This window comes from Pseudomonas taeanensis MS-3 (assembly GCF_000498575.2).
Classification (GTDB): Bacteria; Pseudomonadota; Gammaproteobacteria; order Pseudomonadales; family Pseudomonadaceae; genus Aquipseudomonas; species Aquipseudomonas taeanensis.
The window spans coordinates 1,009,222-1,035,922 of record NZ_AWSQ01000001.1; the positions used below are offsets into that span (position 1 = coordinate 1,009,222).

Below are 26,701 nucleotides of genomic sequence, written 5' to 3' on the forward strand. Positions count from 1 at the left end.
GAAAATCGTTATACTCGGCGCCCCGGCTCAGCCCGGGGCGTTGTGTTTTCAAGTTCTGAGGATTTTGCGTGGCCCACCCTGCCCAGCGTCGCTGGTACCCCATAGCGTTCGCGGTTGCCCTGCTGGTGTTGCTGCCGCTGAGCGTGCTGCTGTTCAGCTGGCACGAGGTGGATCGGCAGATATGGGCGCATCTGTGGCAAACCCAGTTGATGCGCTTGATCGGCAACACCCTGATGTTGGTCCTCGGCGTCGGCATCGGGGTGACCTTGCTCGGCGTCAGTCTGGCGTGGCTGACCAGCCTGTGCGAGTTCCCTGGGCGGCGCTGGCTGGACTGGGCCTTGATGCTGCCGTTCGCCATTCCGGCCTATGTCCTGGCCTTCGTCTTCGTCGGTCTGCTGGATTTTGCCGGGCCGGTGCAGAGCCTGATGCGCGAGTGGTTCGGCGCTGACTTGCGCCTGCCACGGGTGCGCTCCACCGGTGGGGTGATCACAGTCCTGATTCTGGTGTTCTACCCATACGTCTACCTGCTGGCGCGCAATGCCTTCCTGGCTCAGGGCAAGGGCTTGATGGAGGCTGCGCGGGTGCTGGGGCTGAGCCCCTGGTCGGCATTCTGGCGGGTAGCCCTGCCGATGGCGCGGCCGGCGATTGGCGCTGGTCTGGCATTGGCCATCATGGAGACCCTGGCCGATTTCGGTGCGGTGTCGGTGTTCAACTTCGACACCTTCACCACTGCCATTTACAAGACCTGGTACAGCTTCTACAGCCTGACCAGCGCCACTCAGTTGGCCAGCTTGTTGCTGCTCGCGGTGATGCTGGTGCTGTATGGCGAGCGCCGCGCCCGCGGTGCGGTACGCCCGGTCAGCGAGCGGCCGCGCGGCAAGGCGCTGTATCAGCTCAAGGGCGCCCAGGCACTGGCCGCCAGCGTTTGGTGCGGCCTGGTATTTGCCTGCGCCTTCGTGATTCCGGTCCTGCAATTGTTGGTGTGGTTCTGGCAGCGCGGTCGTTTCGATCTGGACGAGCGCTACACCGGCTTGATTCTGCACACGCTCTATCTTGGTGGTATTGCCGCGTCGGTGACCGTTGGCGTGGCCTTGCTGCTGGCCTTTGCCCGACGTATGGCGCCAACCCGGCTGATGCGTACGACGGTCGGTCTGGCCAATCTCGGCTACGCATTGCCTGGCTCGATGCTCGCGGTGGCGATCATGCTGGCGTTCAGCTACCTCGACCGCCAGCTGGTGATTCCGTTGTCCGACTGGCTCGGCGGGGCCGGTAAGCCATTGCTGCTCGGCAGCCTGTCGGCGCTGTTGCTGGCCTACCTGATTCGATTTATGGCGGTGGCTTACGGCCCGCTGGAAAACAGCCTGGCGCGGATTCGCCCGTCGCTGCCGGAAGCCTCGCGCAGCCTTGGGGTTGGCGGCGTCGGTCTTTTTTTCAGGGTTTACCTGCCGCTGCTGGTGCCGGGCGCGTTGTCGGCCGCTCTGCTAGTGTTCGTCGATGTGCTCAAGGAAATGCCGGCGACCCTGCTGATGCGCCCATTCGGTTGGGACACGCTGTCGGTGCGAGTGTTCGAGATGACCAGTGAAGGCGAGTGGGCACGCGCGGCGCTGCCGGCCTTGACTCTAGTACTGGTCGGCCTGCTGCCGGTAATCGGACTGATTCGCCGCTCGGCCCGAAGGATCGGCTAGGCCGGCCTCTGCAGCATCGCCAACAGTCCGTCGTTGGCTCACGCTGTAGGCCTTTGTCGAGTTAGTCCAATGGCCAAGATGACCAGCCCCGGCCTTGCCGCTACAATGCGCGCCATCCGCTGCGACCGGTCATCAGGATCGGCTGCGTGAAGCCCTTTTTAGCGCCCATTTCAACGGGCTCGCCAGGTTTCATTAACAGCTCGCAGCTTCGCCAATCCCGGAAGGAGACACCCATGGGACTGCGTACACCTCTCTATGGCCTGCACCTCGCGTTAGGGGCCAAGATGGTCGATTTCGGTGGCTGGGACATGCCGCTGCACTACGGCTCGCAAGTCGAGGAGCACCACCAGGTGCGCCGCGATTGCGGCGTCTTCGATGTGTCCCATATGACTGTGGTCGACGTGAGCGGCAGCCAGGCCAAGGCCTATTTGCAGCACCTGCTGGCGAACGACGTCGAGCGCCTGGATATCCCTGGTAAAGCGCTGTACAGCGGCATGCTCAATCAGCAGGCAGGGGTGATCGACGACTCGATCGTCTACCTCACCGCTACGCCTGAGCTTCCAGACAGCTACCGCCTGGTGGTCAACGCCGCCACCCGCGACAAGGACCTGGCCTGGATGCGTCAGCAGAGCAGCGCTTTTGCTGTCGAGTTAAACGAACGTGCCGACCTGGCCATGCTCGCTGTTCAGGGGCCGCAGGCGCGAGCCAAGGTCGCCGAGCTGGTGACCCAGGCCCGCGCCGCCTTGATCCATGAGTTGCAGCCGCTTCAGGGTTTGCCGGAAGGCGACTGGTTTATCGCCCGTAGCGGCTATACCGGTGAGGATGGCCTGGAGATCATGCTGCCGGCCGAGCAATCGCTGGCGTTTCTCAACGACCTGGTTGGCGCCGGCATTCCTCCGATCGGCTTGGGTGCGCGTGACACCTTGCGTCTGGAGGCCGGGATGAATCTATACGGTCAGGACATGGACGAGCAGGTCTCGCCGCTGGCGGCGAACATGAGCTGGACGGTTGCCTGGGAGCCAGCCAGTCGCGACTTTATCGGCCGCGCGGAACTGGAGCGCCAGCAGAAAGCGGGGGCGAGCGCCAAGCTGGTAGGCCTGGTGCTGGAAGAGCGCGGCGTGCTGCGTGCGCACCAGGTGGTGCGGGTGGCAGGTGTTGGCGAAGGAGAGATAACCAGCGGCAGTTTCTCGCCAACCCTCGGCAAAGCCATTGCCCTGGCCCGAGTGCCGGCGGCCACCGCTGAGCGCGCCGAAGTGGAGATCCGTGGCAAGTGGTACCCGGTGCGGGTGGTACAGCCCAGCTTCGTGCGTCACGGCAGGGCATTGATCTGAAGGCGTGTTGCACCGCAGTAGAAGGCTTTTCTCGCGAACTTTGCGACGCTTCGCTAACGGCATGGCCAACGCCTGCTAAATTTTCCTGACGGCGCGGTTGCCGTCATGTCTTACGAGGAACAACACATGAGTACTATCCCCGCCGATCTGCGTTTTGCCACCAGCCACGAGTGGGCACGCCTGGAAGCCGACGGCAGCGTCACAGTGGGCATCTCCGATCACGCCCAGGAAGCCCTGGGCGACGTGGTCTTCATCGAGCTGCCGGAAGTCGGCAAGGTACTGGCCGCAGGCCAGGAAGCCGGTGTGGTGGAGTCGGTCAAGGCCGCTTCCGACATCTATGCGCCGATCGGCGGTGAAGTGATCGCGATCAACGAAGCGCTGGCCGACAGCCCGGAAAGCGTCAACAGCGACCCCTACGGCAGCTGGTTCTTCAAGCTCCAGCCGAGCGATGTCAGCGAACTGGACAAGTTGCTCGATGCTGCCGCCTACAAGAGCACTGCCGACGTCGAGGCCTGATCTTCTCGGGCAGACGGCGTGAACGGACAGGTTGGTCGCGCACTTCGCTGAATTTTTCCTAAGCTGATAGAGCCTCGCATTGTCGAGGCTTTGTCTTTTTCAGCAGAGTGAAGACCATGTCCAGCACGCCCCGTCTGTCCCAGCTGCAACAGCCCGACGCCTTTCTGCGGCGTCATCTCGGTCCGGATGACGCCGAACAGCAGGTCATGCTGGCGGCCCTCGGTCTGCCCAGTCGCGCCGCGTTGATCGAACAGACGGTACCGCCGGCGATTCGTCTGCAGCAGCCTCTGGCGCTACCTTCGGCGCTGGATGAGCAGGCGGCCCTGGCCAAGCTCAAGGGCTATGCCGAGCAGAACCAGGTGTGGACCAGCCTGATCGGCATGGGCTATCACGGCACCCTCACGCCACCGGTGATTCTGCGCAACGTGCTGGAAAATCCGGGCTGGTACACCGCCTATACGCCTTATCAGCCGGAAATCGCTCAGGGCCGCCTGGAGGCGTTGCTGAACTTCCAACAGCTGACCATCGACCTCACCGGTCTCGACCTGGCCAGCGCCTCCTTGCTCGATGAGGCCACCGCCGCCGCCGAAGCCATGGCCCTGGCCAAGCGCGTGACCAAGAGCAAGAGCAACCTGTTCTTCGTCGATCAGCACTGCCACCCGCAGACCATTTCCGTGGTGCGCACCCGGGCCGAGGCGTTCGGCTTCGAGCTGATCATCGACAGTGTCGACACCCTGGCAGCGCATCAGGTGTTTGGTGCGCTGTTGCAATACCCGGATACCCACGGCGAGATTCGCGACCTGCGCCCGCTGATCGAGCAGCTGCATGCCCAGCAGGCGCTGGCCTGCGTCGCGGCCGACCTGCTCAGCCTGTTGTTGCTGACGCCACCGGGTGAGTTGGGCGCCGACGTGGTGTTCGGTTCGGCCCAGCGTTTCGGCGTGCCGATGGGCTACGGCGGACCGCACGCGGCGTTCTTCGCCAGTCGCGAGGCCTACAAACGCGCCATACCGGGGCGGATCATCGGGGTCTCCAAGGACACCCGCGGCAATGTCGCGCTGCGTATGGCCCTGCAAACCCGCGAGCAACATATTCGCCGCGAGAAGGCCAACTCCAACATCTGTACCGCCCAGGTACTGCTGGCCAATATCGCCAGCTGCTATGCCGTTTATCATGGGCCGCAGGGCTTGTTACGGATCGCCCAGCGGGTGCAGCGGCTGACCGCCATCCTCGCCGAAGGCCTGGCGCAGAAGGGTATCGCCCGTGACAACCGACACTTCTTCGACACCCTGACCCTCGACGTCGGCGGCAGCCAGACGGCGATCATCGAGTCGGCCCAGGCCGCGCGGATCAACCTGCGCATCCTCGGTCGCGGCAAGCTCGGCGTCAGCCTGGACGAGACCTGCGACGAGCAGACCGTGGAGCAGTTATGGGCGATCTTCCTCGGCGCCGATCATGGTCTGAGCGTGAGTGCGCTGGATGCCGGTGAGGTACCGAGCGGAATTCCGTCTGCTCTGGAGCGCAGCAGCCGCTATCTGAGCCACCCGGTGTTCAATGCACACCACAGCGAAACCGAGATGCTGCGCTACCTCAAGCAACTGGAGAGCAAGGACCTGGCGCTGAATCAGGCGATGATTCCGCTCGGCTCCTGCACCATGAAGCTCAATGCCAGCAGCGAGATGATCCCCATCACCTGGCCCGAGTTCGCCAACCTGCACCCCTTCGCCCCGCTCGAGCAGGCCCAGGGCTATAAGCTGATGATCGACGAGCTGGAGGCCTGGTTGTGCGCCATCACCGGCTTCGACGCCATCTCCATGCAGCCCAACTCCGGCGCCCAGGGCGAGTTCGCCGGTCTGCTGGCGATCCGCCGTTACCACGAGAGTCGCGGCGACAGCCAGCGCACCATCTGTCTGATCCCGGCTTCGGCCCACGGTACCAACCCGGCGTCGGCGCAGATGGCCAGTCTGCGCGTGCAAATCGTCGAGTGCGACGCCCAGGGCAACGTCGATCTCGACGATCTGAAACTCAAGGCGGCTGAGGCCGGCGAGCAACTGGCCTGCTTGATGGCCACTTATCCCTCGACCCACGGCGTGTACGAGGAAGGTATCCGCGAGATCTGCGAGGTGATCCACGTCCATGGCGGGCAGGTCTATATGGACGGCGCCAACCTCAATGCGCAAGTCGGACTGACCCGGCCGGCGGACATTGGCGCCGACGTCTCGCACATGAACCTGCACAAGACCTTCTGCATCCCGCACGGCGGCGGCGGGCCGGGCATGGGGCCGATCGGTGTGCGTGCGCACCTGGCGCCGTTCGTCGCAAATCATCCGGTGATCGAGCTGAAGGGCCCCGACCCGCAGAACGGTGCGGTCAGTGCGGCGCCCTGGGGCAGCGCGAGTATCCTGCCGATCAGTTGGATGTACATCGCCATGATGGGCCCGCAACTGGCCGATGCCACTGAGGTGGCGATTCTCGCGGCGAATTACCTGGCCCACAAACTGAACGGCGCTTTTCCGGTGCTCTACAGTGGCCGCAACGGCCGCGTGGCGCATGAGTGCATCCTGGACTTGCGCCCGCTCAAGGCGGACACCGGGATCAGCGAGGAGGATGTGGCCAAGCGCCTGATCGACTACGGCTTCCATGCGCCGACCATGTCGTTCCCGGTGCCCGGCACGCTGATGATCGAGCCGACCGAGAGCGAGTCACTGCATGAGCTGGATCGCTTTGTCGAGGCCATGCTGAGCATCCGCGCGGAGATCGACAAGGTGCAGAGCGGCGCCTGGCCAGCCGAGGACAATCCGCTGAAACAGGCGCCGCACACCCTGGCCGACGTCACCGGCAACTGGCAACGGCCGTACAGCATCGAGCAGGCCGTGACCCCCAGCGCGCACACGCGGGCGCACAAGTATTGGCCGACGGTGAATCGCGTCGACAACGTCTACGGCGATCGCAACCTGTTCTGCGCCTGCGTGCCGCTGGACGCCTACCGCGAATAGGGAGCATGACGCAGGGCCGCACTGAGCGGCCCTTATGTCACGTGCAGTGGGCGAGCTGCCGCTCAACCCCGGCGCTGCTCGTTAGGGTTACTGGGCTGTCAGAATGGCGCTGGCCAACTCCATGTCACTGGCCTGCAGGTCGGGATGCTCGGCGCGCAGGCGCTGCAGTGCGGCTTCCAGATAAGGGCCGCGAATCTGCCCGCCACTGGCGACATAGCTGCTGGCATCGTCCTGGGCCGGGACGATCAGCTTCTTGTCCTTGAAGGTCAGGTAGATCGAGGCGGTGGTCGCCCCGGAAGAGAGGATGTCGCGGACCCAGTTGTCGGCGAAAGCTGGGACGCTCGTGAGAGAAAGAGCGGCAAGGATTACCAGGCTAAGGCGGCGCATGCTGATTACTCCAAGATGGCTAGGGTTACGCTGATCTTAGAGTCGTGGATGGGAGCGGGGTTCCAGTGCGCCGACAAACGCATGGCCTATCGCCAGGTGCCCGCACCGACTTCGCGCCGCCGCTGGCGGCGCGAAGTCGGTGTCAGTCACTCACAGGCCTCTACTTTCAGCAGCACGCCGTCCTGGCCGACCACCCTGATGGTGCTGCCGACGGGGAGGTCGGGACCGCTGACCAGCCACAGCGAGTCGCCGGCCTTGATCTTGCCGCGGCCCTCATGGATGGCTTCATGCAGGATGAATTGGCGGCCGAGCAGTTCGCTGCCGCGCAGGTTCAGTCCGGGTTGATCGGAGGGCTTGGCGGCCGTGCGCTGGCGCCGCCACCAGAGCACCGCAGTGAGTATCGACAGCACGCCGAACAGGATGAACTGGATAGCCCAGGGCAGCCCCGGCATCAGGTAGGTCAGCACGCCGACGCAGGCGGCGGCGACGCCGATCCACAGCAGATAACCACCGGCGCCGAACACCTCGAGGATCAGCAGCAAGGTGCCGAAGGCCAGCCAATTCCAGTACGAGAGCTGTTGCAGAGAGTCCCACATCGCTTAGGCCTTCTGTTCACCGAAGGTGGCTTTGACGATTTCGCCGATCCCGCCCACCGCGCCGATCACCTGGCTGGCTTCCAGCGGCATGAGAATCACCTTGCTGTTATTGGCACTGGCCAGTTGGCCGAGGGCATCGATGTATTTCTGCGCGACGAAGTAGTTGACCGCCTGCACGTTACCGCTGGCGATGGCTTCGGAGACCATGCGCGTCGCTTCGGCTTCGGCCGCGGCGGCGCGTTCGCGGGCTTCGGCTTCGAGGAAGGCCGCTTGCCGTTCACCCTCGGCCTCGAGGATCTGCGCCTGCTTCTTGCCTTCTGCGGTAAGGATGGCAGCGGCGCGCAGGCCTTCGGCTTCGAGGATCTGTGCGCGCTTGATGCGCTCGGCTTTCATCTGCCCGGACATGGCGGCCATCAGGTCGGCCGGTGGGCTGATGTCCTTGATCTCGATGCGGGTGATCTTGATGCCCCAGGGCGCAGTGGCCTCGTCGACGGTGCGCAGCAACTTTTCATTGATCGCATCGCGCTGGCTGAGCATGGCGTCCAGCTCCATGGAGCCGAGTACGGTACGGATATTGGTTTGCAGCAGGTTGCGGATCGCATGGGTGAGGTTGTTCACCTCGTAGGCGGCCTGGGCGGCATTGATCACCTGAAAGAAGCACACCGCATCAATCTGCACCGTGGCGTTGTCGGAGGTGATGACTTCCTGCGGTGGAATATCCAGCACTGTTTCCATGACGCTGAGTTTGTGGCCGATGCGGTCCATCACCGGCACGATGATGTTCAGCCCCGGGTTGAGTGTGTTGGTGTAGCGGCCGAAGCGCTCCACCGTCCACTGCGACCCCTGTGGCACCACCTTGAAACCCATGAACACCACGGCCAAGGCGAGGCCGACGAAGAGAAAGATCACACTGCCGACTTCCATATAACTCCATTTCCTTAGGGCTAGATTTGCAATTATTCGGCTGAGCCGAGGCTCTGGTTCCAAAGCCTGGTAGCTTCGAGCTTAGGTCAGCGCTACCGGGCTGAGTATTAATCAGCCGATTTCAGGTTCACTTCTGTTCGCTTTGCGGGGTGACCCGTAGCACTTCCTCTATGGTAGTCAGGCCGCTGGCAACTTTCTGTGCGCCAGATAGCCTTAGGCTGCGCATGCCCCCTTTGAAGGCATGCCGACGCAGGTTGATCAGATCGGTGTCGGCGCTGAGCAGCGGTTTCATCGCGTCGTCCAGCAGCATTATTTCGTAGACCCCGGCCCTGCCACGGTAGCCGGTGTCACGGCATTCCAGGCAACCCACGGCCTTGTGCGCACCGGTCGGCAACGGGGCGTTCCAGGGTTTGGTCAGGCTCTGCCAATCATCCTCGCTGAGCTCATGCGGCGCCTTGCAATGCGGACACAGGGTGCGCACCAGACGCTGGGCCATGACCCCGAGCAGGGTGGCCTTGAGCAGGTAGTGCGGTACACCCAGCTCCAGCAGACGGGTGATCGCGCTCGGTGCATCGTTGGTATGCAGGGTGGAGAGCACCAGGTGACCGGTGAGCGCGGCCTGAATCGCCATTTCGGCGGTTTCCAGGTCGCGGATCTCGCCGACCATGATGATATCGGGGTCCTGGCGCATCAGCGCGCGCACGCCGCTGGCAAAAGTCAGGTCGATGTTGTGCTGCACCTGCATCTGGTTGAAGGCGCCTTCGATCATCTCGATCGGGTCTTCGATGGTGCAGACGTTCACCTCTTCGGTGGCCAGCTGTTTGAGCGTGGTGTACAGCGTGGTGGTCTTGCCCGAACCGGTCGGTCCGGTGACCAGGACGATGCCGTTGGGCTGGCCGGTCATGCTGGCCCAGCGCTTCAGGTCGTCCGGGGAGAAACCCAGCTGATCGAAGCTTTTCAGCAGTACTTCCGGGTCGAAGATGCGCATCACCATCTTCTCGCCGAAGGCGGTCGGCAGGGTGGACAGGCGCAACTCGACTTCGCCGCCGTCCGGGGTCTTGGTCTTGACCCGGCCGTCCTGCGGTTTGCGTTTCTCGGCGACGTTCATCCGCCCGAGGCTTTTCAGGCGACTGACCACCGCCATGGTCACCTGGGGCGGGAACTGATAGACGGTGTGCAGCACGCCGTCGATGCGAAAGCGCACGCTGCCCTGCTCGCGCCGTGGCTCGATATGGATGTCACTGGCACGTTGCTGGAAGGCGTACTGGAACAACCAGTCGACGATGTTGACGATGTGCGCGTCGTTGGCGTCCGGCTCCTGGTCCTGGGCGCCGAGGTTGAGCAGCTGCTCGAAGTTGCCGACGCCGCTGACCTTCATGTCATGGGCGGTAGCGCCGCTCACCGACTTGGCCAGGCGGTAGAACTCCACGGTGAAGCGCTGGATGTCCGCCGGGTTGGCCACTACGCGTTTGATTGGACGCTTCAGAACGTGGGTCAGGTCGGCTTCCCAGCGTTGCACCAGAGGCTGGGCGCTGGCGATGGTCACGGCATCCGGCGCCACGGCGACGGCGAGGATCTTGTGGCGCTGGGCGAAGGCGTAGGACATCAGCGGGGTGATGGCAGCGACGTCGATCTTCAGTGGGTCGATACGCAGGTACGGTTGCCCGGTGAACTCAGCCAGCCACTGGGTGAGGCTTTCCAGATCGAGTTTTTTGCCCGTGCGGGAACGATCATCGACCTGTTGCGCGGCGAGAAACTCAAGAGGATGCAGTTGGTTGTTAACCGCGCTACGCCGAATTGCCAGGCACTGCTCCGCGCTGTCCTGATCGACCCGGCCCTGGGTGACCAGCTCACGCAGCAGGTCGTTGAGCTCCAGCGGGCGATCCTGGGTGGGCGAGGCTAATGCGGACATGGGACTCCTTGCGATCGTGGCGTAGGCTAAGCCCGTAGCTTGACGCCAAGCGTAAGGGCTGTCTGCCGACTCGGTCTAGCTGCGTAAGGGCCGTTCGGCCGTTGGTGGATATGCCGCTGCGCGGCTAATCCACCCTACGAGCGCGAGGCTTATTTCACCAATAGCTTCCAGGCTTTCAGCGTAGCCACAGTTTGGGCCTGGGATTGCCGTGCCGCCAGTGCCTCGGGGTCGATGGCCTGGTTGGCCAGCTCGCTCAGCTTGCTCAGCTCGCCGTACAGCCGGTCGACTTCCGCTACTTCCAGTACGTTACGGGCGAGGCGCAGCCAGACCAGCAGGCGCTCGATACGCGGCAGTTGTTCGGCGAGGTCTTCCGGTTGCTGCTGGTAGCGTTTCAGCTGCAAGGCGGCACCTTCCTCGGCAATCAGGGTTGGCAGCCAGTTGCCCAGCGGTGCGGCGCCCTGACGATTGCCGCGGTTGTTGCGCTCGACCGTCCAGCTGCGTGCGAGCAACCAGCGTGAGGCATTCAACGAGAACTGTCCCCAGCGCGTGCCGTCCAGTTCGCTGGCGAACTGTGCCGGGGCGCTCTGCCGTGCGGCATCGTCGTGTTGGCCAGCCTGAATGCGAGGACGCCAATCGTGCAACAGGGCGTCGAGTGGCTGGCGCAGCGCGCTGCTGCTGGCGCGCGGTGCGGCTTGGCCGAGACTGCCGAGCAACGCGCGGAAGCCGGCCAGTTGCTCCAGCCAGTCGACCAGCAGGCGCCAGTGGCCGTTGAAGCGATATTGTTCGGCCAGGCGTTGGCTGCTGCTGAGCAGGTGCCAGGCGAGGGCGGCAAAGGCATCGTCCAGGCTCAGTTCGGCATGCACCTGCGGCGCTGGCAGGCTGAGGCTGTAACTGTGGCTGTCGAACAAGCGGTAACCGCGCTCAGCCTTGCTGATGTCGCAGGGCATCAGTGGCAGGTCGGCGGCCAACTCGGCGGCCAGCTCCAGCAGTGCGGCGGGTTCGCCCTGGCGCAGTTCCAGTTCCAGCTCGCAGATTTCCTCTTCCGCGCCATTGGCGATGACCTTGCCGAGGTCCAGCGCAGCCTCGATTACCACCTTGGCCTTGCCGCGACCCCAGGCAATCTCGGCGCGTTGACGGGTGAAGTCGGTGGTGAAGATAGGTTTGAGCTGTTTCTTGTCCAGCTCGGCCAAGTCTGCCGGCCAGCAACTGTCATCGAGCTTTTTCAGATCCAGCTTGGCTTTCGCCAGAGACCAGTCCCACTCATTGCGCTCAGACAGGCCGGCGATGCTCTGGCCCCGGGTTTTCAGGGTCTGGATATGTTCTTCGCCATCGCGGCGCAGGCGCAGGGCAACCTTGGCCAGGGCCAAGTCGCGGGCCGGGGTATCGAAGTACTGATTGAACAGCTCGCGTTGTTCCCAGCCGCTCTTGTTGCGTTTTTTCAGCAGCGGATGCTCGCGTAAGGCGGTCAGGGTGTCGCGGCTAACCCGCAGCTTGATTTCGGTTTCTTTGACCATAATGGTGAGCTTAAGCGCCTACTTATGAAATTATGACGGTTGGATGACGTGAACTGGCGAGCATTAGGCGTGATCCGTATACTTGCCGCCTTTCTACAACAGGGGTCCACCCTATGCCAATCAATCCCTTTGTCAGCCTGTTTGGTCGCTCGCCTTTCGGGCCGATGCAGCAGCACATCGTCAAGGCCCACGAGTGTGCGGCGAACCTTGTGCCCTTTTTCGAAGCCGTGATGGCCGAGGACTGGACCAAGGTGGAGCAGGTGCAACAGGAGATGGCGCGCCTGGAACACGAGGCCGACAAGCTCAAGAAAGGCGTGCGATTGCACCTGCCCAAGAGCCTGTTCTTGCCGGTGCCACGCTCGGATTTGCTAGAGCTGCTGAGTGTACAGGACAAAGTTGCCAACCGCGCCAAGGACATTGCCGGGCTGATGCTGGGTCGGCAGATGGCGATTCCGCAAGACTTGCAACCGCTTATGCGCACCTTCGTACAGCGCACCGTGGATGCCAGCGCCCAAGCGCTGAAGGCCATGAACGAGCTGGATGAATTGCTCGAAGCCGGCTTCGGCGGCCGTGAGGCAGTGCTGGTGGAAACCTTGATCGAGGAGCTGGATGTCATCGAGCAAGACACCGACAGCCTGCAGATCGAGGTACGCCGTGCACTGTTCAAACTGGAGAAGGATCTTCCGCCGGTCGATGTGATGTTCCTCTATCAGATCATCGACTGGATCGGCGATGTCGCCGACCGTGCCCAGCGTGTGGGCAACCGACTGGAACAACTGCTGGCGCGCTAAGCGCCAGTGTCCTTTCTGGGATCAACGGAAATCATTTATGTCTCTGATTGCGGATTACGGCCTGCTACTCCTGTTGCTGGCTTGCCTGTTCGGCTTTTTCATGGCCTGGGGCGTGGGCGCCAACGATGTGGCCAATGCCATGGGCACCTCGGTCGGCTCGCGCGCGCTGACCATCAAGCAGGCGATCCTCATCGCCATGGTCTTCGAGTTCTGCGGTGCCTACCTGGCCGGTGGCGAGGTCACGGACACCATCAAGAGTGGCATCGTCGATGCCACCATGATTTCGCCTGACCTGATGGTGCTGGGCATGATGTCGGCGCTGTTGGCGGCGGGCACCTGGCTGCTGGTGGCCTCGACCCGGGGCTGGCCAGTCTCCACCACCCACTCCATTGTCGGCGCGGTCATCGGTTTCGCCGCCTTTGGCGTGTCCATGGATGCGGTGCACTGGGCCGGCGTCGGCCCGATCGTCGCCAGCTGGGTGATTTCCCCTGTGCTGTCGGGCCTGGTAGCGTTCGGCGTGTTCATGAGCGTGCAGAAGCTGATCATCGACACCGACAATCCGTTCCAGAACGCCAAGCGTTTTGTGCCGATGTACATGTTCATCACCGGGTTTATGGTCACCATCATGACCGTAACCAAGGGTCTCAAGCATATTGGCCTGGACATCAGTGCCGCTCAGGGTTTTCTTCTGGCCCTGGGCGTCGGCTCGGTGGTGATGCTGCTGGGTATTGCCTTGCTCAGCCGCATCCGTCTGGATGTCGAGGCCGATAAGGCTTTCCACTACGCTAGCGTGGAAAAAGTTTTTGCCGTACTGATGATCTTCACCGCCTGTGCCATGGCCTTCGCCCACGGCTCCAACGACGTGGCCAATGCTGTCGGCCCGTTGGCGGCGATTGTCGGGGTGATCCAGTCCGGCGGTGAGGCGGTAGGCGTCAAGTCCGCATTGCCGAGCTGGGTACTGCTGCTCGGTGCCATCGGTATCGTCATCGGCCTGGCCACCTACGGCTACAAGGTGATCGCCACCATCGGCAAGGAAATCACCGAGCTGACCCCGAGCCGTGGTTTCGCCGCCGAACTGGCCACCGCCACTACCGTGGTTGGCGCTTCGGCAATTGGTTTGCCGGTGTCCACCACCCACACCTTGGTCGGTGCGGTACTGGGGGTCGGCATCGCGCGGGGTATCGGTGCGTTGAACCTGGGGGTGGTCGGCAAGATCTTCATGTCCTGGATTATTACCTTGCCCGTTGGCGCGGCCCTGTCGATTCTGTTCTTCACGATCTTGCGCAGTATCTTCGGCGGCGTTTGATCTGACTCGGTGGTTTCATCTCTACTGGCGTTGCCCCTATGATGAGGGCTACGCCAGTGGAGACCGCCGATGCCCCTGCCTTCCTTCAAAGAGCAATTCGCTGCGCTGATCGCCGCGCCTTCGGTGAGCTGCACCCAGGCGCATTGGGACCAATCCAACCGCCCGGTGATCGAGTTGCTCTCCAGCTGGCTCGGTGACCTCGGCTTCGCCTGCGATGTGCAGCAAGTCAGCCCCGGTAAATTCAACTTGCTGGCCAGCTATGGCAGCGGCCCTGGCGGCCTGGTCCTGGCTGGGCACAGCGACACCGTGCCATTCGACGCCGCGTTATGGCAGACCGACCCGCTCAAACTCACCGAACGCGATGGTCGCTGGATCGGCCTCGGCAGCTGCGACATGAAGGGTTTTTTCGCCCTGATCATCGAGGCTGTGCAGCCCTTGTTGACCCAGTCGTTCCAGCAACCCCTGCTGATCCTCGCCACCTGTGACGAGGAAAGCTCGATGTCCGGGGCGCGTGCCCTGGCCGACGCCGGACGGCCGTTGGGTCGGGCGGCGGTGATCGGCGAGCCGACCGGGCTCAAGCCGATCCGCCTGCACAAGGGGGTGATGATGGAGCGCATCGACATCCTCGGCCAGAGTGGCCATTCCTCCGACCCCGCCCTCGGCCATAGTGCGCTGGAAGCGATGCAGGCGGTGATGGGCGAGCTGCTGCAGTTGCGCCAACAATGGCAGCGGGACTACCGCAATCCGCAGTTCAGTGTGCCGCAGCCGACGCTTAACCTCGGCTGTATCCACGGTGGCGACAACCCCAATCGCATCTGCGGTCAGTGCTCGCTGGAGTTCGACCTGCGCCCGTTACCGGGCATGCAGCCCGAGGCGCTGCGTGCGGCGATCAGGCAGAAGCTGCAACCGCTGGCTGAACAGCATCAGGTCAAGATCGACTTCGCTCCGCTGTTTCCCAGCGTGCCGCCGTTCGAGCAGGCCGCCGATGCCGAGCTGGTGCGGGTGGCCGAGCGGCTCACCGGGCATGCGGCGGCGGCGGTGGCATTCGCCACCGAAGCGCCTTATCTTCAGCAACTTGGCTGCGAGACCCTGGTGCTCGGCCCCGGCGACATCGACTGCGCCCATCAGCCGGGCGAGTTCCTGGAAATGTCACGCCTTGAGCCAACTGTGCGTCTGTTACGTGAGTTGATCCACCACTACTGTTTGCAACCTGTGAAAGCCTGAAGGGGAGTCCTGATGCTGCTGCGACGACGCTAGTTACCTTCTCTCAGCGCGAGAAGCGTTGTTTTCACCTTTACTTTCGTCATTGCTCTACAGGCTCTTACATGCACGACTACGTTAACTGGCTGCGTCACGCCTCGCCCTATATCAATGCCCACCGCGACTGCACCTTTGTGGTCATGCTGCCGGGCGAGGGCGTTGCCCACCCGAATTTCGGCAATATCGTCCACGATCTGGTGCTGTTGCACAGCCTCGGCGTACGCCTGGTGCTGGTGCACGGATCGCGCTCGCAAATCGAGGCGCGCCTGACGGCGCGCGGCTTGACCCCGCATTTTCACCGCGATCTGCGGGTCACCGACGGGCCAACCCTGGAGTGCGTAATCGACGCGGTCGGCCAACTGCGTATCGCCATCGAGGCGCGCCTGTCGATGGACATGGCCGCCTCGCCGATGCAGGGCGCACGCCTGCGCGTGGCCAGCGGCAACTTCGTCACCGCGCGGCCGATCGGCGTGGTCGACGGCATCGACTATCACCACACCGGCGAGGTACGTCGGGTCGACCGTAAAGGCATCGGCCGGCTGCTCGACGAGCGCAGCATTGTGCTGCTGTCGTCGCTGGGCTATTCGCCCACCGGGGAAATCTTCAACCTGTCCTGCGAGGACGTGGCCACCCGTGCGGCCATCGACCTGGGCGCCGACAAGCTGTTGTTGTTCGGCGCCGAGTCCGGTCTGCTCGACGAGACGGGCAGGCTGGTGCGCGAGCTGCGTCCGCAACAGGTGCCGCAGCATCTGCAGCGGCTGAACGGTAGCTATCAGGCCGAATTGCTCGATGCCGCCGCCCAGGCCTGCACTGGCGGGGTGCGGCGCAGTCATATCGTCAGCTATACCGAGGATGGCGCGCTGCTCAGCGAACTGTTCACCCGTGCCGGCAACGGCACCCTGGTGGCGCAAGAGCAGTTCGAATCCCTGCGCGAGGCGACAATCGAGGATGTCGGCGGCTTGATCGAACTGATCAGTCCGCTGGAAGAACAGGGCATCCTGGTGCGCCGTTCGCGCGAGGTGCTGGAGCGCGAGATCGAGCAGTTCAGCATCGTCGAGCGCGAAGGGTTGATCATCGCCTGCGCCGCGCTCTACCAGATCGCCGACTCGGACTACGGCGAACTGGCCTGCCTGGCGGTCAACCCGGCCTACCGCCACGGCGGCCGTGGCGACGAACTGCTCGCGCGGATCGAGGAACGGGCGCGGGCTCAGGGCTTGAAGCACCTGTTCGTGCTCACCACCCGCACCGCCGACTGGTTCCGCGAGCGCGGCTTCGTGCCCAGCAGCGTCGAGCGCCTGCCTGCCGCCCGCGCCTCGCTGTACAACTTCCAGCGCAATTCCAAGGTGTTCGAGAAGGCGTTGTAGCGCGGCGATGTGATCTGGCGGCGGCCAACATTGCATTCAGAAGGATTGGCTGATCCCTGTGGTTCGGGGGCAAACCATCAGTCCGTATATTCCACATGCCGCGCCATCAAGTTGGGGCGGGACAGCGTGTCTATAGCGCCGATGCGGCTGAGTGTGTCCTTGAGCTTGGTCTTGAAGCTGTCGTCGTCCATGTCGATCCAGTAACGCGGGTTGCGGCCGCTGCGTTGATCGTGCGCGGCGGTAACCGGGTCCAGCGGGCGGTACTTCTCCAGGCTGGGGACGTCCGGCAGCGGCCGGCTGGTGTCCATGTAGTTCTGCAAGAAGTCCCACAGGGCAAAGTGCGGCTCGGCCAAGCTGTCCATCGGCACCAGATCAGCGAGGCTGAACTTGATATCGCGGTAGCGGTGGGCCAGGTACAGAAAGTTCATCGGCAAGCCCTGGCGGTCAGGGTGGGTAGAGAGGTAGGCGTCGAACTCATAAAAGGGCGCGACAATCTCGCCGATGCTGCCGTGTTTTTTGTATGCGCCGTTATTGTCGTAGTCGAACAGCGTGACCATGCCGCTGCGGCGGTTGAACTCCCAAAGCGGCCCGCGCGATGGGCGGAGCCACCACTTGGGGAGGAAGCGGATCACGAAAGAACCCAGCGCCCAGCAGAGCAACGGCACTCCAAGAAACCAAGAGTAATACTCAATTAAAGATCTCTTGGTAAAAAACCAAAGTGATTGATGCGAGGAAGATGCCATCATGAAATGGATGGGTACTGAAAGTACGAAGAGCATAAGGAACATCCACTTCCCCCCCCCTTTCATGTACAGCCAAAAATTAGATCTTGTGGACAGCGTTGCGAAACGATAATGCTCATGGTCGAAATGATCATGAAAGTCTAGGTGTTCAAGAGGCTTGGGGATGTACTGCCCTTTGGCCTTGAGTTCTTCTTGTTCTTTTTCCCATTTCTCCCAGAAACGCATGTCTTCCGGTGTCGTTCTTTCTAAGTAACGTCTGGGGGCAACCTCCTGGGTACCTCCCCAAGGCAGGCGCATTTTGGCCAGACGGCGAATCCACGAACATTCGGCCGCCGGTGGCTGATCCGGGATATGCCGAGTGTCGTAGGCGGTGCTTGCGTAGTGGCTGTGTTTCATTAGTTGCGCTGACCTTGCTTGGCGGTGACTGTGACTTTCGCCAGCAGGGTCACTCCATGGGTTTGTTCGTCGGCCCAGAAGGGCTGGACGGTTTTTTCAAAGTCGGCGGCAATGTAACCGGCAAGGCCGGCGTTGGCGCCGCCATCATCAGCGCGGCTTACCGCATCCAGCTGGGTGGCCTCTGCGGCGATCACATCCGTTGCCTTGGCCACCCTGGGGGCTGGTGACGGGAACAGCCACTGACGTCCGGTATCGTCTGCCAAGCGAAACTGGGCGCGTACCGCCCTGCGATTAAAGGGGGCGAAGTGATTTATTTTTAACCAATTGGCATCTTGGCGGGCCTGAGTGCCGGCCAGCCAAGACAATCAAAATGCCATTGCCGACCTGATTGAACGCGAGGAAAGCGGCTTTGTGCAGCAGGCTTTCCAGATCAAGGTCAGGACGCTCACTGACCAGCTCCAGCTCGAAGAGCTGACTGATGCATTAGCTGCCCCCGAAGAAATCGTGGTCTGTTTCTGATATACACCTTCAAGGTTGGAATTTACGCAGCTTTCCAATGTTGTAGTTCATGTCGCTCAGCGACGGCTGCAGACTCACTAACAGGTTATCCAATCCTTGTCGGTTGAGATTTAGTGATAGCCGAAATTGCAGTTCATGCTTGGTTTCTAGCAAGATACCGCGATCCCGCACCCACAACCATCCATCCTGGATATAACCGGAAATCGACTTAATATCGGATAATTTAATTTTCTCTTGAAACTCTACCAAATTATCCACAGTTGCCAAAATTCGAACTCCATCTTTGCGAAATTCCGCAGATAATTCGCCGATATCTTCGGGGCAGTTCGGCTTGGTCACCCATGCAATGAACAGGTACAGCACCAGGAACATCCCAGCGACAAGAACAGCATCTATCGGGCCAGAAAGTTTTGTGACAGCAGTAAACAGAAGTGCAATTGTTATTAATCCCGACGCATATTGAGGTTTTTTTGGTTTAGTCTCGGCAGGGCGGTAATATTTTTTGATGAGGTGATGGTCAAGCTTCTTGCTCATGAAATGTCGTTCCTTGATAAATGTATCGATAATACTCAACTACGATGGACATTATCGAAATCGTCGCCCCTGGGCGTGACCTGGATGCCTTTGGCTTCCTGCTGGCGATAGTAGGTTTCGATGCTCAGGCTGGGGTCGATCCTAGTTTGGAGGATGCAGGGTTGCTGCTGCCACGGGTATTGTTGATTGCGTTTCATCGTCTCTGACTGCCCGCGGCTTTCCCAGGCACGATAAGGCATGTCGCGCTTGCTCTGGCGGTCATACTCGGCCGTGACCGGGTCGAGGTGGCGGAATTGTTCGAGTACCGGTAGCTCGGGTAGTGGCTGGCTTACATCCATATAGCGTTGCAGGCAGTCCCAGAAGGCCAGTGCTTCTTCCGGGGTGAGGCCCAATGGATGAAGCTTGCCGCCGAGAAATATTTCGCAATCGGCATAACGGTGATGCAACCACAGCGCCATGCCGCCACTGCCATGCGGCCCCGGGCGAAATTCCATGGTGGCGTCGAATTCATAAAACGGTGCCATGAACGGCTTACGAAAGCGCCGGGCGATGGTCACCATACCGGTTTGCCTATTGAACCCGCTGCCGTCGTATTTAAACAGCCGCAGATACAGATCCAGCAGAAAGTCGAAACCGACCACGCCCATAAAGATGGAGAAGGCCATAATCCCGCAAAACCAAAACAGATCGGTGCCGTAGCTGGACGTATTGTAAGTAAATACCGCACTGAGCAGCGCCGTAGCCAAGCCAGCACCTACTTGAATCAAATAAGCCTTTAAAGTTTTCTCCCAATAGAGCCAACCGCTAACGCCGATCATCAGCAGAGCAAATAGTACCAGTATAAAATTAGGCAGCAGTGTATTCGGCAACAGGTCTATGGTCGCAAACATCCAGAAAAACCACGGAACCATAAATAAAGCTAAATACTTTAGGAAGGGTATCAATATAAGTAGCTTATTGAAGTTCTCGAAGCGCCAGCGCTGCTGATCGCAATACAGCTCAGTTTCTCCCGTGCGCTCGACAAAGGTATGTTCATTGGCCTGCAGTTGCATATCGACCACCTGCCAGGGCTGCAAGTTGGCATAGTGGCCCCAACGCAACTGGGTACGGCGCAGGTTGCTGCGGTTGGCATCCTGCTGCCACTTATGCGGTGGCTGGATCGGAATGGCAGTCGAGTTGTAGGCGCTTGCCGTATAAGGGCTTTGCTCTATTACGGGTGCATTTATAGTTAGCCCCGGTGGATATTGTCGTAGTCATCGCCCTTGGGCGTGGCCTGGATGCCTTTAGCTTCCTGGCTGCGGTAGTAGGCTTCGATGCTCAGGCTGGGCTCGATCTTCGCCTGGAGAATGCAGGGGTGCTCTTGCCAGAGGTAGACGGCTAGTTTCTCTCGCAATTGCTTGCCCTCTTTGCGCGTCCAGGCTTGGGCATTGATATCACGCCAATAGCACGGTGGGCGGTTTGTCGTTGCATCGTGGGCGGCGGTCACCGGGTCGAGGTGGCGGCTTTGCTCCAGAATCGGCATGTCTGGTAAGGGCTGCTGCACATCCATATAGCGTTGCAGGGTGTCCCAGAAGGCCAACAGGTTGGGTTTGTCCAGACCCAGGCTGTGCAGCTTGCCGGCCAGGCAGACCTTAGTGCTGGTGTAGCGGTGGTATAGCCACAGGGCATAGTCATGGCCGCCATGAGGCGTGACCATCAGCTGCATCACCGGATCGAACTCGTAGAAAGGCGCAACGAAGGGTTTACGCAAGCGCCGAGCGATAGCCAGGGTGCCCGCCTGGCGGCGGAACTCGCTGCCATCATGCTCGTAAAAGCGGGCATAAAGCCCGAGCAAGGCATCGGCACCGATCAAGGCCATAAAGAACAGAAACATGCCCCACCAGAAGGCGGTTTGCTCAGCCCAGAAGCCCCAAAGCGCGCCATGGTGCCAACTGATCACTGCGGCGGTTAACGCGGCCCCTGCGGCCATTAGCCAATAGGCATAGTGTTGTTTGCTGGTGCCAAAGAGAAACAGCGAGCCAAGGGCAACAACAACCATGGTCATAGTCGAAGTAAGTATTTCAGTATCACTTGCCCCTAAATCCAAAAGCATAATGAGCTTTGTCCCCCAAAAAAACCAAGGGAAGCCAAAACAACACCACTTAATTACGAATAACAGGTGCGGAATCTTGCTGATATTTTCAAAGCGCCAGCGCTGGGCATCGCAAAATATCCGCTGCGGGCGTTTTTCCCGTTCCTGCTGCTCATAGACCTTATGCAATTCGGCATTGAGCTGGTACTCCACCTCAGTGGCAGGGTCCAGCCCGGCATAGTGCCCCCAGTTCAGTGGGGTATGCATAAGGCCGGCGTGCTCGTCCTGGCTCGGCGGCAGATCCGGGATGCCGTCGGCACTGTAGGCACCGGGCCCATAGGGGATATTCGCTTGCTGCACACTCATGCCTTGAACTCGCTGATCTCGATTTGCCAATAGGGTACGTCATCCGGCTGAGCGTTTTGCGCAGGCCGGTTTCCGAAGGCGGGGCTATAGGCTTGCCAGCGTTTTGGCGTGGGCTGTGGCAAGACCAGAGAGTCGGTGCTGCTGCCCGCTTGGCCCAGATGAAACTGGGCGCTGACCTTGAGCCGTTGGGTGACGCTGTTGTGATGGCGCTGCAGTGGCGACAACTGCAACTGGGGGAACTGGCGGGGGAGGACATAGAGCACGGTGCCTTCGTCCAGCGCCAGTGCGCTCAGCTTGGGAGTGTCGATGCCACGGCGCTCGACGCGCTCCACATTGAATACGCCTGTGCGCGGCAGCACGCCGAGTTGCTCTTCGGCAAATAGCTGAAAATCATGCTCCCCCCGGAACATGGCCAACAATGGCGAATGCACGGTCAGCACCCAGTCCTCATTTTCAAAAGCCTGCAAGGCCGGGTTAGCGCAACTCCAGCGGCTGTCGGGGGCGCTGGACTGGCGTTCGGCCTCGATTGCCTGCATCAGCGCCCGTTGCGCGGGAGCAGCCTGTGCGCGCCAATCAGCCAGGCGCGAGACTTGAATCACCGGTTTGCCGAGAATCCCGATTAACTGGGTATAGGCTACCTGCGGGTCTTGCAGGTGGGCGAAGCGCTGATCGTCGCCCAGCAGGCCGTCGAGCAAACCGACCTGACCCTGATCGCGGCCGAATGGGCCGTTTTTCAGCAGCGCCTCGGCATCGCTGTCGACCAGCCAGTTGGCCAGAATGCCGCCACCGATAAACAACACCCCTCCGGCGACCAGCACAAAGGGATTGATGGCCATGCCAAAGGCATAAGCCGTCCAGGCGGCACCGCCAGCGGCCGCAACGCCATAGGCCAGAGCGGCATCATGATCGCCCTGGTGCCAGGCGCGTTTAGCGTCCCAGGCCGCAAGGCCTGTGGTAAAAACCATTGCGAAGCCTGAAACAAGCCTCAATACAGGCAATTTGGTGCTGCCGGTCTGCTCATACAGGCTGGCTGCCCAGCGGGTAGAAATCTTCGCCACATCGAAGCGCGGCTTGTTGAGGGCCGTCACCAAACCATTTTCAGCACCCAGCATCGGCTTGGTCAGAGCGCCCAATGCAACTGCCTGATCAAGGCCAGCTACTCCGACACCGATAACTCCTCTGGCGAAGCCATCCCCGGCCTCCTCCTTTAGCCCCCTAAACGCCACCATCTGCGCCTGCAAATTGAACATCGCACAGACCACCGCCACCAAGGGCACCACGGGCGTTTCCATGGTCGCCTGGATGGTGCGATTGGCCTGCAGCTTCCAGGCGCTGAGATTATGCACCTGGGGGTGATCCGCTGGCGCAGCAATCACGGCGATGCGGCCAAGGTTAGGCAGCTGCCGCTCGGCAAGCCGCGGGCTGGTCGAGCCAATCGGGGTGCCTGCTTTGTCGTGCAGGGTGGCATAGCGATAGTTCTTGCGGGTCAGGGTGCGCCGTTCCTCCACCGTCAGGCCATGCCTCAGGCCTGCGCCCTCAACGCCCAATATCACCCAGCCTTGGGCTGTGGCATCGCCCTTAGGCATAAGCTTGAGGCCCTTCCAGGAGGGCGAGAGTTTTTCCAGTACGCCAAAAGCGGGGGCGAACAGGCGGGACAGTTCGATATTTACCAGGCTGGCGCTGAGGCGGTTGAGCTGGGTGCCTACGGCGGTGGCGAAGAGGTCCATAAAATCGCCGACCAAAGCCGTCATGTTTTTGTAGAGGGCGAGTGTATCGGTGCCTGCGGTATCGATAGCGGCCGTCTGCAGCAGGGTGCTCAGGCCCATGCGTGCGGGGTCTGGCTCGCGCTTTTTGGCCAGCAGCGCCTGCAATCGTTTGGCAGCCTCAGGTAACTCGCCGCCCCCCCCTACGAGCATCCTGCGGGCCAGCGGATGCTTGGCTTGCAGCAACGCCTGGGTCAATCGATCGATGCTGGCTTCCAGCTCGGGACTGGTTGACGCGTGGCACAGGGCATCGCACTGCGCTGGATTTTTATTCAGCGAATCCAGGGCCTCGGTCAGCCATGCATAGGGTTCCAGCAAGCGCTCGTCATGGCTGAAGAACCAGTCTGCCGCGACCACATCCAAGCGCTTTTCAAACAGACCAACCAATTGTTTGAGGACATGCTCAAGGTCGTTGCGGACAGCTTTACGTTCATCCTCGAATACGGTTTTCAGCAGATTCGGCTTGTCGATCAGGTCGCTGAATTTCGCCAGGGGGTTCTTGCCTGGACGCATGACCGTGCTGTAGACGACCTGCGCATAACGGCCATTCGGGCGGTGGGCGATTAGGGCATTCAGGGACAGAAGATACGCCTCGGCCAGCCGGGCTTGTGTCGTGGCGTGGCGCAACGCAAACAGGGGGTCGTCGAGCATAAAGCCAACTAGCTGGGGATAACCGCGCAGCTTTTTTTCCGCCAGTACGTCTTGGCTAGCTTCCAGGGTAGGCAAAGGGTATGGCTGTTCACCTTGCTGAGCAGCGGCCAATTGCTCCTGGGTGCGCTGCAGTTTGACGACCCATTCTGTTTCGGTGAAAGCTGCAAAAGACGGCGTAAAGACTGCCGGATCAGCCAGTGTGCTTTCCACATTGAAGTCGCGTGCGCGCAGCCCCTCGACTTGCTTGTCGATCACGATGATCGGCATCGCCTGGGTCGGCTTCCATTGCTCGCCGCCAACAACCGCCGCCGACCAGGCCGGCGCCAGATTCTGGCAGCGATTCCTGACTCGGCTGCTGTTGGCTTCCAGCCAGGCGATGTATTCCCAGGTCCAGGCCATTTCACTGTAGGCCATGGCGTATTGGTCACCGACAAAGCGGCCTTTCAACAGCATGGGTACCAACGTCAGCGCCAGTGGCTTGCCAACCGGAGTTCGATCATCAGCTGGTTCGCCTTGGTTCACCAGCTTGCGCCAGTGGGCTACATCCACATCCGATAGGCTGCCTTGGCCATCACACGCCAGTTCGCGCCACAGCTTGCCGTTCTGAAATACATAAATGCGCCCAGGACGGGGCAGTGCACCTTTGGGCGCTTCGTTGAATTGGTCATGTCCCGGCAGCCGCGCCATGGGCACAACAGCGAGAAAGGTATTCTGCTGGATCTCCTGCTCTTCTTCATGGCTGCGCATGTCCGACTCGACGGGAATCTGCAGCATCCCACCATCGGTGCGTTCGATATTCAGCGCCAGCCTCGCACGGCGTGCGTTGTCGTATTCCGTGCGCTTGCGGGTGCCTTGGTCGATGGGCTGATTCTTTAGCTCGCTCATGCGTCACCTTGCGGGTCGAGCAGTTGTACCTGGCCGCCTAAAGCGGGGTCGCCCCAGACATCAACAATCAATTGTTGCGGTCCTTGTTCGCCCAGACTCGCTAGCGGCAACAGCGGATTGACGTTGGCCTTGCCGGTCTTTTCACCGACTGGCGCGGTATCGGCGGGTTTGGGAGTAACCGGCAATACCGGCGCCGCACCCGAACCACTTCCCGGCCCGCCGCCGGAGTTGAGCTTGATGATCGGCCCGACCAGAGTAATGCCGCCGGCGTCGAGTTTGATAAAGCTGCCGGCGGCTTTGAAGGTCAGTTCGCTGCCGGCTTCGAGCACTACTTTCTGGCCGCTGGACAGGTGGATTTCGCTGCCGGCGTTGATGAACTGGCCGGTGCCGATCTTGATGTGCTGGTTCTGCCCCACGGTGAGGTGGTCGTTGGCTTTGACTTCGCTCTTGCGGTCCAGATGGGTGGTGCGGTGTTCTTCGGCTTTGAACTCGCTGTAGCTGTTGGCCTTGACCGTGTCGTGGCGTTCGTTGCCGATGCGGATCTTTTGGTCGTGTTCGATGTTCTCGTCCCAGTCTCGTTGGGCGTGGATATAGATTTGCTCGGCGCCCTTGCGGTCTTCGATGCGCAGTTCGTTGTAGCCGCCACCGCCCGGTGAGCTGAGGGTCTTGAACAGCGTGCGGGTCTTGTTCGCCGGCAGGTCGTAGGGGACGACGTGTTCGGCGTGGTACAGGCAGCCGGTGACCAGCGGTTGGTCGGGGTCGCCTTCGAGGAAGGTGATCAGCACTTCCATGCCGATGCGCGGGATTGCGATGCCACCGTAGCGGTCGCCGGCCCAGCTGCTAGAGACGCGTAGCCAGCAGCTGGTCTTGTCGTCGGCCTGGCCGTGGCGATCCCAGTGGAATTGCACTTTGACCCGACCGTATTCGTCGCAGTGGATCTCTTCGCCGGCGGGGCCGGTGACCACGGCGCTCTGGCTGCCGAGAATGCGCGGCTTGGGGTGCTGCACGGTCGGGCGGTACGGCACCATCCAGGGCGTGGCGCTGAAGCGGTTGCGGTAGCCCTGCTGGAAACCGTCACTGACTTCGGTATGGCTGGTCACCGCCTCTTCCAGCACCTGCGGCTGTTTGCCTTGGTGGTGAATCTCGGTGAGCAGCCAGAGGTCGTTCCAGCTCTGCCGCGGGTGATCGGTAAAGGCCAGAAAGTGACCGCTGACCAGTTGGGTTTGGTCGCTCTCGCCTTCGGCCAACTCGAAGTCGTGGCGGTGACGCTCCAGGGCGCGTTGGCTCAAGTGCTTGCCGCGTTCACGCTCGACGAAGCGGCCGGGGTAGTCGTAGTCCTCGAGGTCCGGAACAAACTCGCTCTTGGCGTCGGCCTCCAGCAGCAGGCGCGGCTTCTCGAAGTCGTAGTCGCGGCGGGTTACCCGGCTGGTGCGGGTTTCCACGCGCACGCCGAAACGCTTGATTACCGGGTCGTCGGCGACCAGGCCACTGTCTTGCTGGTAGGCGGTGGGCGCCAGTTTGGGAAAGGGCGTCTGGTCGTCGCCGAAGACCAGTACATGCCCGTCCGTGCTGTGCTGGAAGTGGTAATGGATGCCTTCTTCTTCACATAGGCGCTGAACGAAGTGCAGGTCGGACTCGTCGTACTGCACGCAATACTCGCGCTCCGGGTATACCGAGCCGAGCTGGAATTGATAGGCGTTGGCCTGAATGCCGTGCTCTTCAAGCACCTGGCTGATGATTTTCTGCACCGTCAGGTGCTGAAAGATACGTTGATTGATGCGGTGAGCCAGATAAGCCAATTGCGGGCGCAGGCTGAGGTGGTAGCGGGTCAGGCGCTGGCCGGACTCGCCCTGGGCGACGCGGTAGATGTGCCCGTGAATGCCGTTGCCGGCTTGCGACAGGGCCAGGAAAGCCGGGCGATGCAGCAGGGCTTCCAAATCGAGGTCGGGGCGCTCGCTGACCAGTTCCAGTTCAAACACGAAGGGCTGGCTGATGGCCTCGCGGCCCGTGAACTCGAGCACCTGCAGGTCGTGGCTGGCGCCTTCGATATTCAGGCTGAAATGGGTCTGGTTGGCTGGGGCGAACATCCGTTGTTCCTCGTCAATCGTTCCATGAGTCAGGCATGTACGTGGTGCGCGTCAGGTTGTAACGCGAGCACTGCCCTGTGCTGCGGTGTGGCTCGACATTTTGCAGC

Annotated in this window: 21 protein-coding genes; 9 read left to right on the forward strand and 12 right to left on the reverse strand. The window is 61.4% G+C overall.

Going from position 1 to position 26,701, the window contains the following annotated elements:
* Window positions 1-68 precede the first annotated feature (68 nt).
* The 4 genes from TMS3_RS04370 (at window position 69) to gcvP (ending at window position 6,525) form a co-directional block, all read left to right on the forward strand.
* Window positions 69-1,685: an ABC transporter permease gene (locus TMS3_RS04370; RefSeq protein ID WP_025164035.1), complete on the forward strand. Its 1,617-nt coding sequence runs from the start codon at window positions 69-71 to the stop codon at window positions 1,683-1,685.
* A 233-nt stretch (window positions 1,686-1,918) separates the two neighbouring features.
* On the forward strand, window positions 1,919-3,016 hold the full coding sequence (gene gcvT / locus TMS3_RS04375) for a glycine cleavage system aminomethyltransferase GcvT (protein ID WP_025164036.1): 1,098 nt from the start codon (window positions 1,919-1,921) through the stop codon (window positions 3,014-3,016).
* A gap of 126 nt (window positions 3,017-3,142) precedes the next feature.
* Window positions 3,143-3,532: a glycine cleavage system protein GcvH gene (gene gcvH, locus TMS3_RS04380; protein ID WP_025164037.1), complete on the forward strand. Its 390-nt coding sequence runs from the start codon at window positions 3,143-3,145 to the stop codon at window positions 3,530-3,532.
* Between the two features lie 116 nt (window positions 3,533-3,648).
* Window positions 3,649-6,525, forward strand: a complete 2,877-nt coding sequence (gcvP, locus tag TMS3_RS04385; RefSeq protein WP_025164038.1) for an aminomethyl-transferring glycine dehydrogenase — start codon at window positions 3,649-3,651, stop codon at window positions 6,523-6,525.
* An 87-nt stretch (window positions 6,526-6,612) separates the two neighbouring features.
* On the opposite strand, the gene TMS3_RS04390 is transcribed toward gcvP, so the two are convergent.
* From TMS3_RS04390 to TMS3_RS04410, 5 genes are all read right to left on the reverse strand, one after another.
* The gene (locus TMS3_RS04390; protein ID WP_029866109.1) at window positions 6,613-6,912 is read right to left on the reverse strand and encodes a DUF2388 domain-containing protein; all 300 of its coding nucleotides are present in this window, start codon (window positions 6,910-6,912) and stop codon (window positions 6,613-6,615) included.
* Window positions 6,913-7,058: 146 nt separating this feature from the next.
* The gene (locus tag TMS3_RS04395; RefSeq protein ID WP_025164039.1) at window positions 7,059-7,508 is read right to left on the reverse strand and encodes an NfeD family protein; all 450 of its coding nucleotides are present in this window, start codon (window positions 7,506-7,508) and stop codon (window positions 7,059-7,061) included.
* A gap of 3 nt (window positions 7,509-7,511) precedes the next feature.
* Window positions 7,512-8,432, reverse strand: a complete 921-nt coding sequence (locus tag TMS3_RS04400; protein WP_025164040.1) for an SPFH domain-containing protein — start codon at window positions 8,430-8,432, stop codon at window positions 7,512-7,514.
* Window positions 8,433-8,559: 127 nt separating this feature from the next.
* Window positions 8,560-10,344, reverse strand: a complete 1,785-nt coding sequence (locus TMS3_RS04405) for a GspE/PulE family protein (RefSeq protein ID WP_025164041.1) — start codon at window positions 10,342-10,344, stop codon at window positions 8,560-8,562.
* 149 nt (window positions 10,345-10,493) lie between these two features.
* Window positions 10,494-11,858, reverse strand: coding sequence for a CYTH domain-containing protein (locus tag TMS3_RS04410; protein ID WP_025164042.1), 1,365 nt, complete (start codon window positions 11,856-11,858; stop codon window positions 10,494-10,496).
* A 113-nt stretch (window positions 11,859-11,971) separates the two neighbouring features.
* Here TMS3_RS04410 and TMS3_RS04415 point away from each other — a divergent pair, with 113 nt between their 5' ends.
* The 4 genes from TMS3_RS04415 (at window position 11,972) to argA (ending at window position 16,579) form a co-directional block, all read left to right on the forward strand.
* Window positions 11,972-12,649, forward strand: coding sequence for a TIGR00153 family protein (locus TMS3_RS04415; RefSeq protein ID WP_025164043.1), 678 nt, complete (start codon window positions 11,972-11,974; stop codon window positions 12,647-12,649).
* Between the two features lie 37 nt (window positions 12,650-12,686).
* A complete protein-coding gene (locus TMS3_RS04420) occupies window positions 12,687-13,955 on the forward strand; it encodes an inorganic phosphate transporter (protein ID WP_025164044.1) in 1,269 nt (422 codons plus the stop codon).
* Between the two features lie 69 nt (window positions 13,956-14,024).
* On the forward strand, window positions 14,025-15,179 hold the full coding sequence (argE, locus tag TMS3_RS04425) for an acetylornithine deacetylase (RefSeq protein WP_025164045.1): 1,155 nt from the start codon (window positions 14,025-14,027) through the stop codon (window positions 15,177-15,179).
* Between the two features lie 101 nt (window positions 15,180-15,280).
* A complete protein-coding gene (gene argA / locus TMS3_RS04430) occupies window positions 15,281-16,579 on the forward strand; it encodes an amino-acid N-acetyltransferase (protein WP_025164046.1) in 1,299 nt (432 codons plus the stop codon).
* A gap of 77 nt (window positions 16,580-16,656) precedes the next feature.
* On the opposite strand, the gene TMS3_RS24495 is transcribed toward argA, so the two are convergent.
* Window positions 16,657-17,718 carry a hypothetical protein gene (locus TMS3_RS24495; RefSeq protein WP_083491701.1) on the reverse strand — a complete coding sequence of 354 codons (1,062 nt, stop codon included), beginning with the start codon at window positions 17,716-17,718 and terminating at the stop codon, window positions 16,657-16,659.
* Window positions 17,718-17,912, reverse strand: coding sequence for a hypothetical protein (locus TMS3_RS04440; RefSeq protein ID WP_025164048.1), 195 nt, complete (start codon window positions 17,910-17,912; stop codon window positions 17,718-17,720). Before TMS3_RS04440 ends, TMS3_RS24495 begins: the two co-directional genes overlap by 1 nt.
* A 151-nt stretch (window positions 17,913-18,063) precedes the next feature.
* On the opposite strand from TMS3_RS04440, the gene TMS3_RS25290 reads away from it, so the two are divergent.
* Window positions 18,064-18,237 carry a hypothetical protein gene (locus tag TMS3_RS25290; RefSeq protein ID WP_160321020.1) on the forward strand — a complete coding sequence of 58 codons (174 nt, stop codon included), beginning with the start codon at window positions 18,064-18,066 and terminating at the stop codon, window positions 18,235-18,237.
* A 9-nt stretch (window positions 18,238-18,246) separates the two neighbouring features.
* Here TMS3_RS25290 and TMS3_RS04445 read toward each other — a convergent pair whose 3' ends face one another.
* The 5 genes from TMS3_RS04445 to tssI all read right to left on the reverse strand — a co-directional run bounded on the left by TMS3_RS04445 (window position 18,247) and on the right by tssI (window position 26,594).
* On the reverse strand, window positions 18,247-18,771 hold the full coding sequence (locus TMS3_RS04445) for a hypothetical protein (protein ID WP_025164049.1): 525 nt from the start codon (window positions 18,769-18,771) through the stop codon (window positions 18,247-18,249).
* 35 nt (window positions 18,772-18,806) lie between these two features.
* Window positions 18,807-19,823 carry a hypothetical protein gene (locus tag TMS3_RS25570; RefSeq protein ID WP_235576605.1) on the reverse strand — a complete coding sequence of 339 codons (1,017 nt, stop codon included), beginning with the start codon at window positions 19,821-19,823 and terminating at the stop codon, window positions 18,807-18,809.
* Between the two features lie 176 nt (window positions 19,824-19,999).
* Entirely contained in the window at window positions 20,000-20,629 is a 630-nt protein-coding gene (locus tag TMS3_RS04455) for a hypothetical protein (protein WP_025164051.1), read from the reverse strand.
* A gap of 575 nt (window positions 20,630-21,204) precedes the next feature.
* Window positions 21,205-24,507 carry a hypothetical protein gene (locus tag TMS3_RS04460; RefSeq protein ID WP_025164052.1) on the reverse strand — a complete coding sequence of 1,101 codons (3,303 nt, stop codon included), beginning with the start codon at window positions 24,505-24,507 and terminating at the stop codon, window positions 21,205-21,207.
* The gene (gene tssI, locus TMS3_RS04465) at window positions 24,504-26,594 is read right to left on the reverse strand and encodes a type VI secretion system Vgr family protein (RefSeq protein WP_025164053.1); all 2,091 of its coding nucleotides are present in this window, start codon (window positions 26,592-26,594) and stop codon (window positions 24,504-24,506) included. The genes TMS3_RS04460 and tssI overlap by 4 nt, the downstream gene beginning before the upstream one ends.
* Window positions 26,595-26,701 lie beyond the last annotated feature (107 nt).

Coding starts and splice junctions, on each gene's coding strand:
- gcvP (WP_025164038.1), top strand. CDS start 3,649: ATGTCCAGCACGCCCCGTCTGTCCCAGCTGCAACAGCCCGACGCCTTT.
- TMS3_RS04390 (WP_029866109.1), bottom strand. CDS start 6,912: ATGCGCCGCCTTAGCCTGGTAATCCTTGCCGCTCTTTCTCTCACGAGC.
- TMS3_RS25570 (WP_235576605.1), bottom strand. CDS start 19,823: ATGCAACTGCAGGCCAATGAACATACCTTTGTCGAGCGCACGGGAGAA.
- argE (WP_025164045.1), top strand. CDS start 14,025: ATGCCCCTGCCTTCCTTCAAAGAGCAATTCGCTGCGCTGATCGCCGCG.
- TMS3_RS04415 (WP_025164043.1), top strand. CDS start 11,972: ATGCCAATCAATCCCTTTGTCAGCCTGTTTGGTCGCTCGCCTTTCGGG.
- TMS3_RS04460 (WP_025164052.1), bottom strand. CDS start 24,507: ATGAGCGAGCTAAAGAATCAGCCCATCGACCAAGGCACCCGCAAGCGC.
- argA (WP_025164046.1), top strand. CDS start 15,281: ATGCACGACTACGTTAACTGGCTGCGTCACGCCTCGCCCTATATCAAT.
- tssI (WP_025164053.1), bottom strand. CDS start 26,594: ATGTTCGCCCCAGCCAACCAGACCCATTTCAGCCTGAATATCGAAGGC.
- TMS3_RS04455 (WP_025164051.1), bottom strand. CDS start 20,629: ATGGCCTTGATCGGTGCCGATGCCTTGCTCGGGCTTTATGCCCGCTTT.
- TMS3_RS04405 (WP_025164041.1), bottom strand. CDS start 10,344: ATGTCCGCATTAGCCTCGCCCACCCAGGATCGCCCGCTGGAGCTCAAC.
- TMS3_RS04410 (WP_025164042.1), bottom strand. CDS start 11,858: ATGGTCAAAGAAACCGAAATCAAGCTGCGGGTTAGCCGCGACACCCTG.
- TMS3_RS04420 (WP_025164044.1), top strand. CDS start 12,687: ATGTCTCTGATTGCGGATTACGGCCTGCTACTCCTGTTGCTGGCTTGC.
- gcvH (WP_025164037.1), top strand. CDS start 3,143: ATGAGTACTATCCCCGCCGATCTGCGTTTTGCCACCAGCCACGAGTGG.
- TMS3_RS04395 (WP_025164039.1), bottom strand. CDS start 7,508: ATGTGGGACTCTCTGCAACAGCTCTCGTACTGGAATTGGCTGGCCTTC.
- TMS3_RS04400 (WP_025164040.1), bottom strand. CDS start 8,432: ATGGAAGTCGGCAGTGTGATCTTTCTCTTCGTCGGCCTCGCCTTGGCC.
- gcvT (WP_025164036.1), top strand. CDS start 1,919: ATGGGACTGCGTACACCTCTCTATGGCCTGCACCTCGCGTTAGGGGCC.
- TMS3_RS24495 (WP_083491701.1), bottom strand. CDS start 17,718: ATGAAACACAGCCACTACGCAAGCACCGCCTACGACACTCGGCATATC.
- TMS3_RS04445 (WP_025164049.1), bottom strand. CDS start 18,771: ATGAGCAAGAAGCTTGACCATCACCTCATCAAAAAATATTACCGCCCT.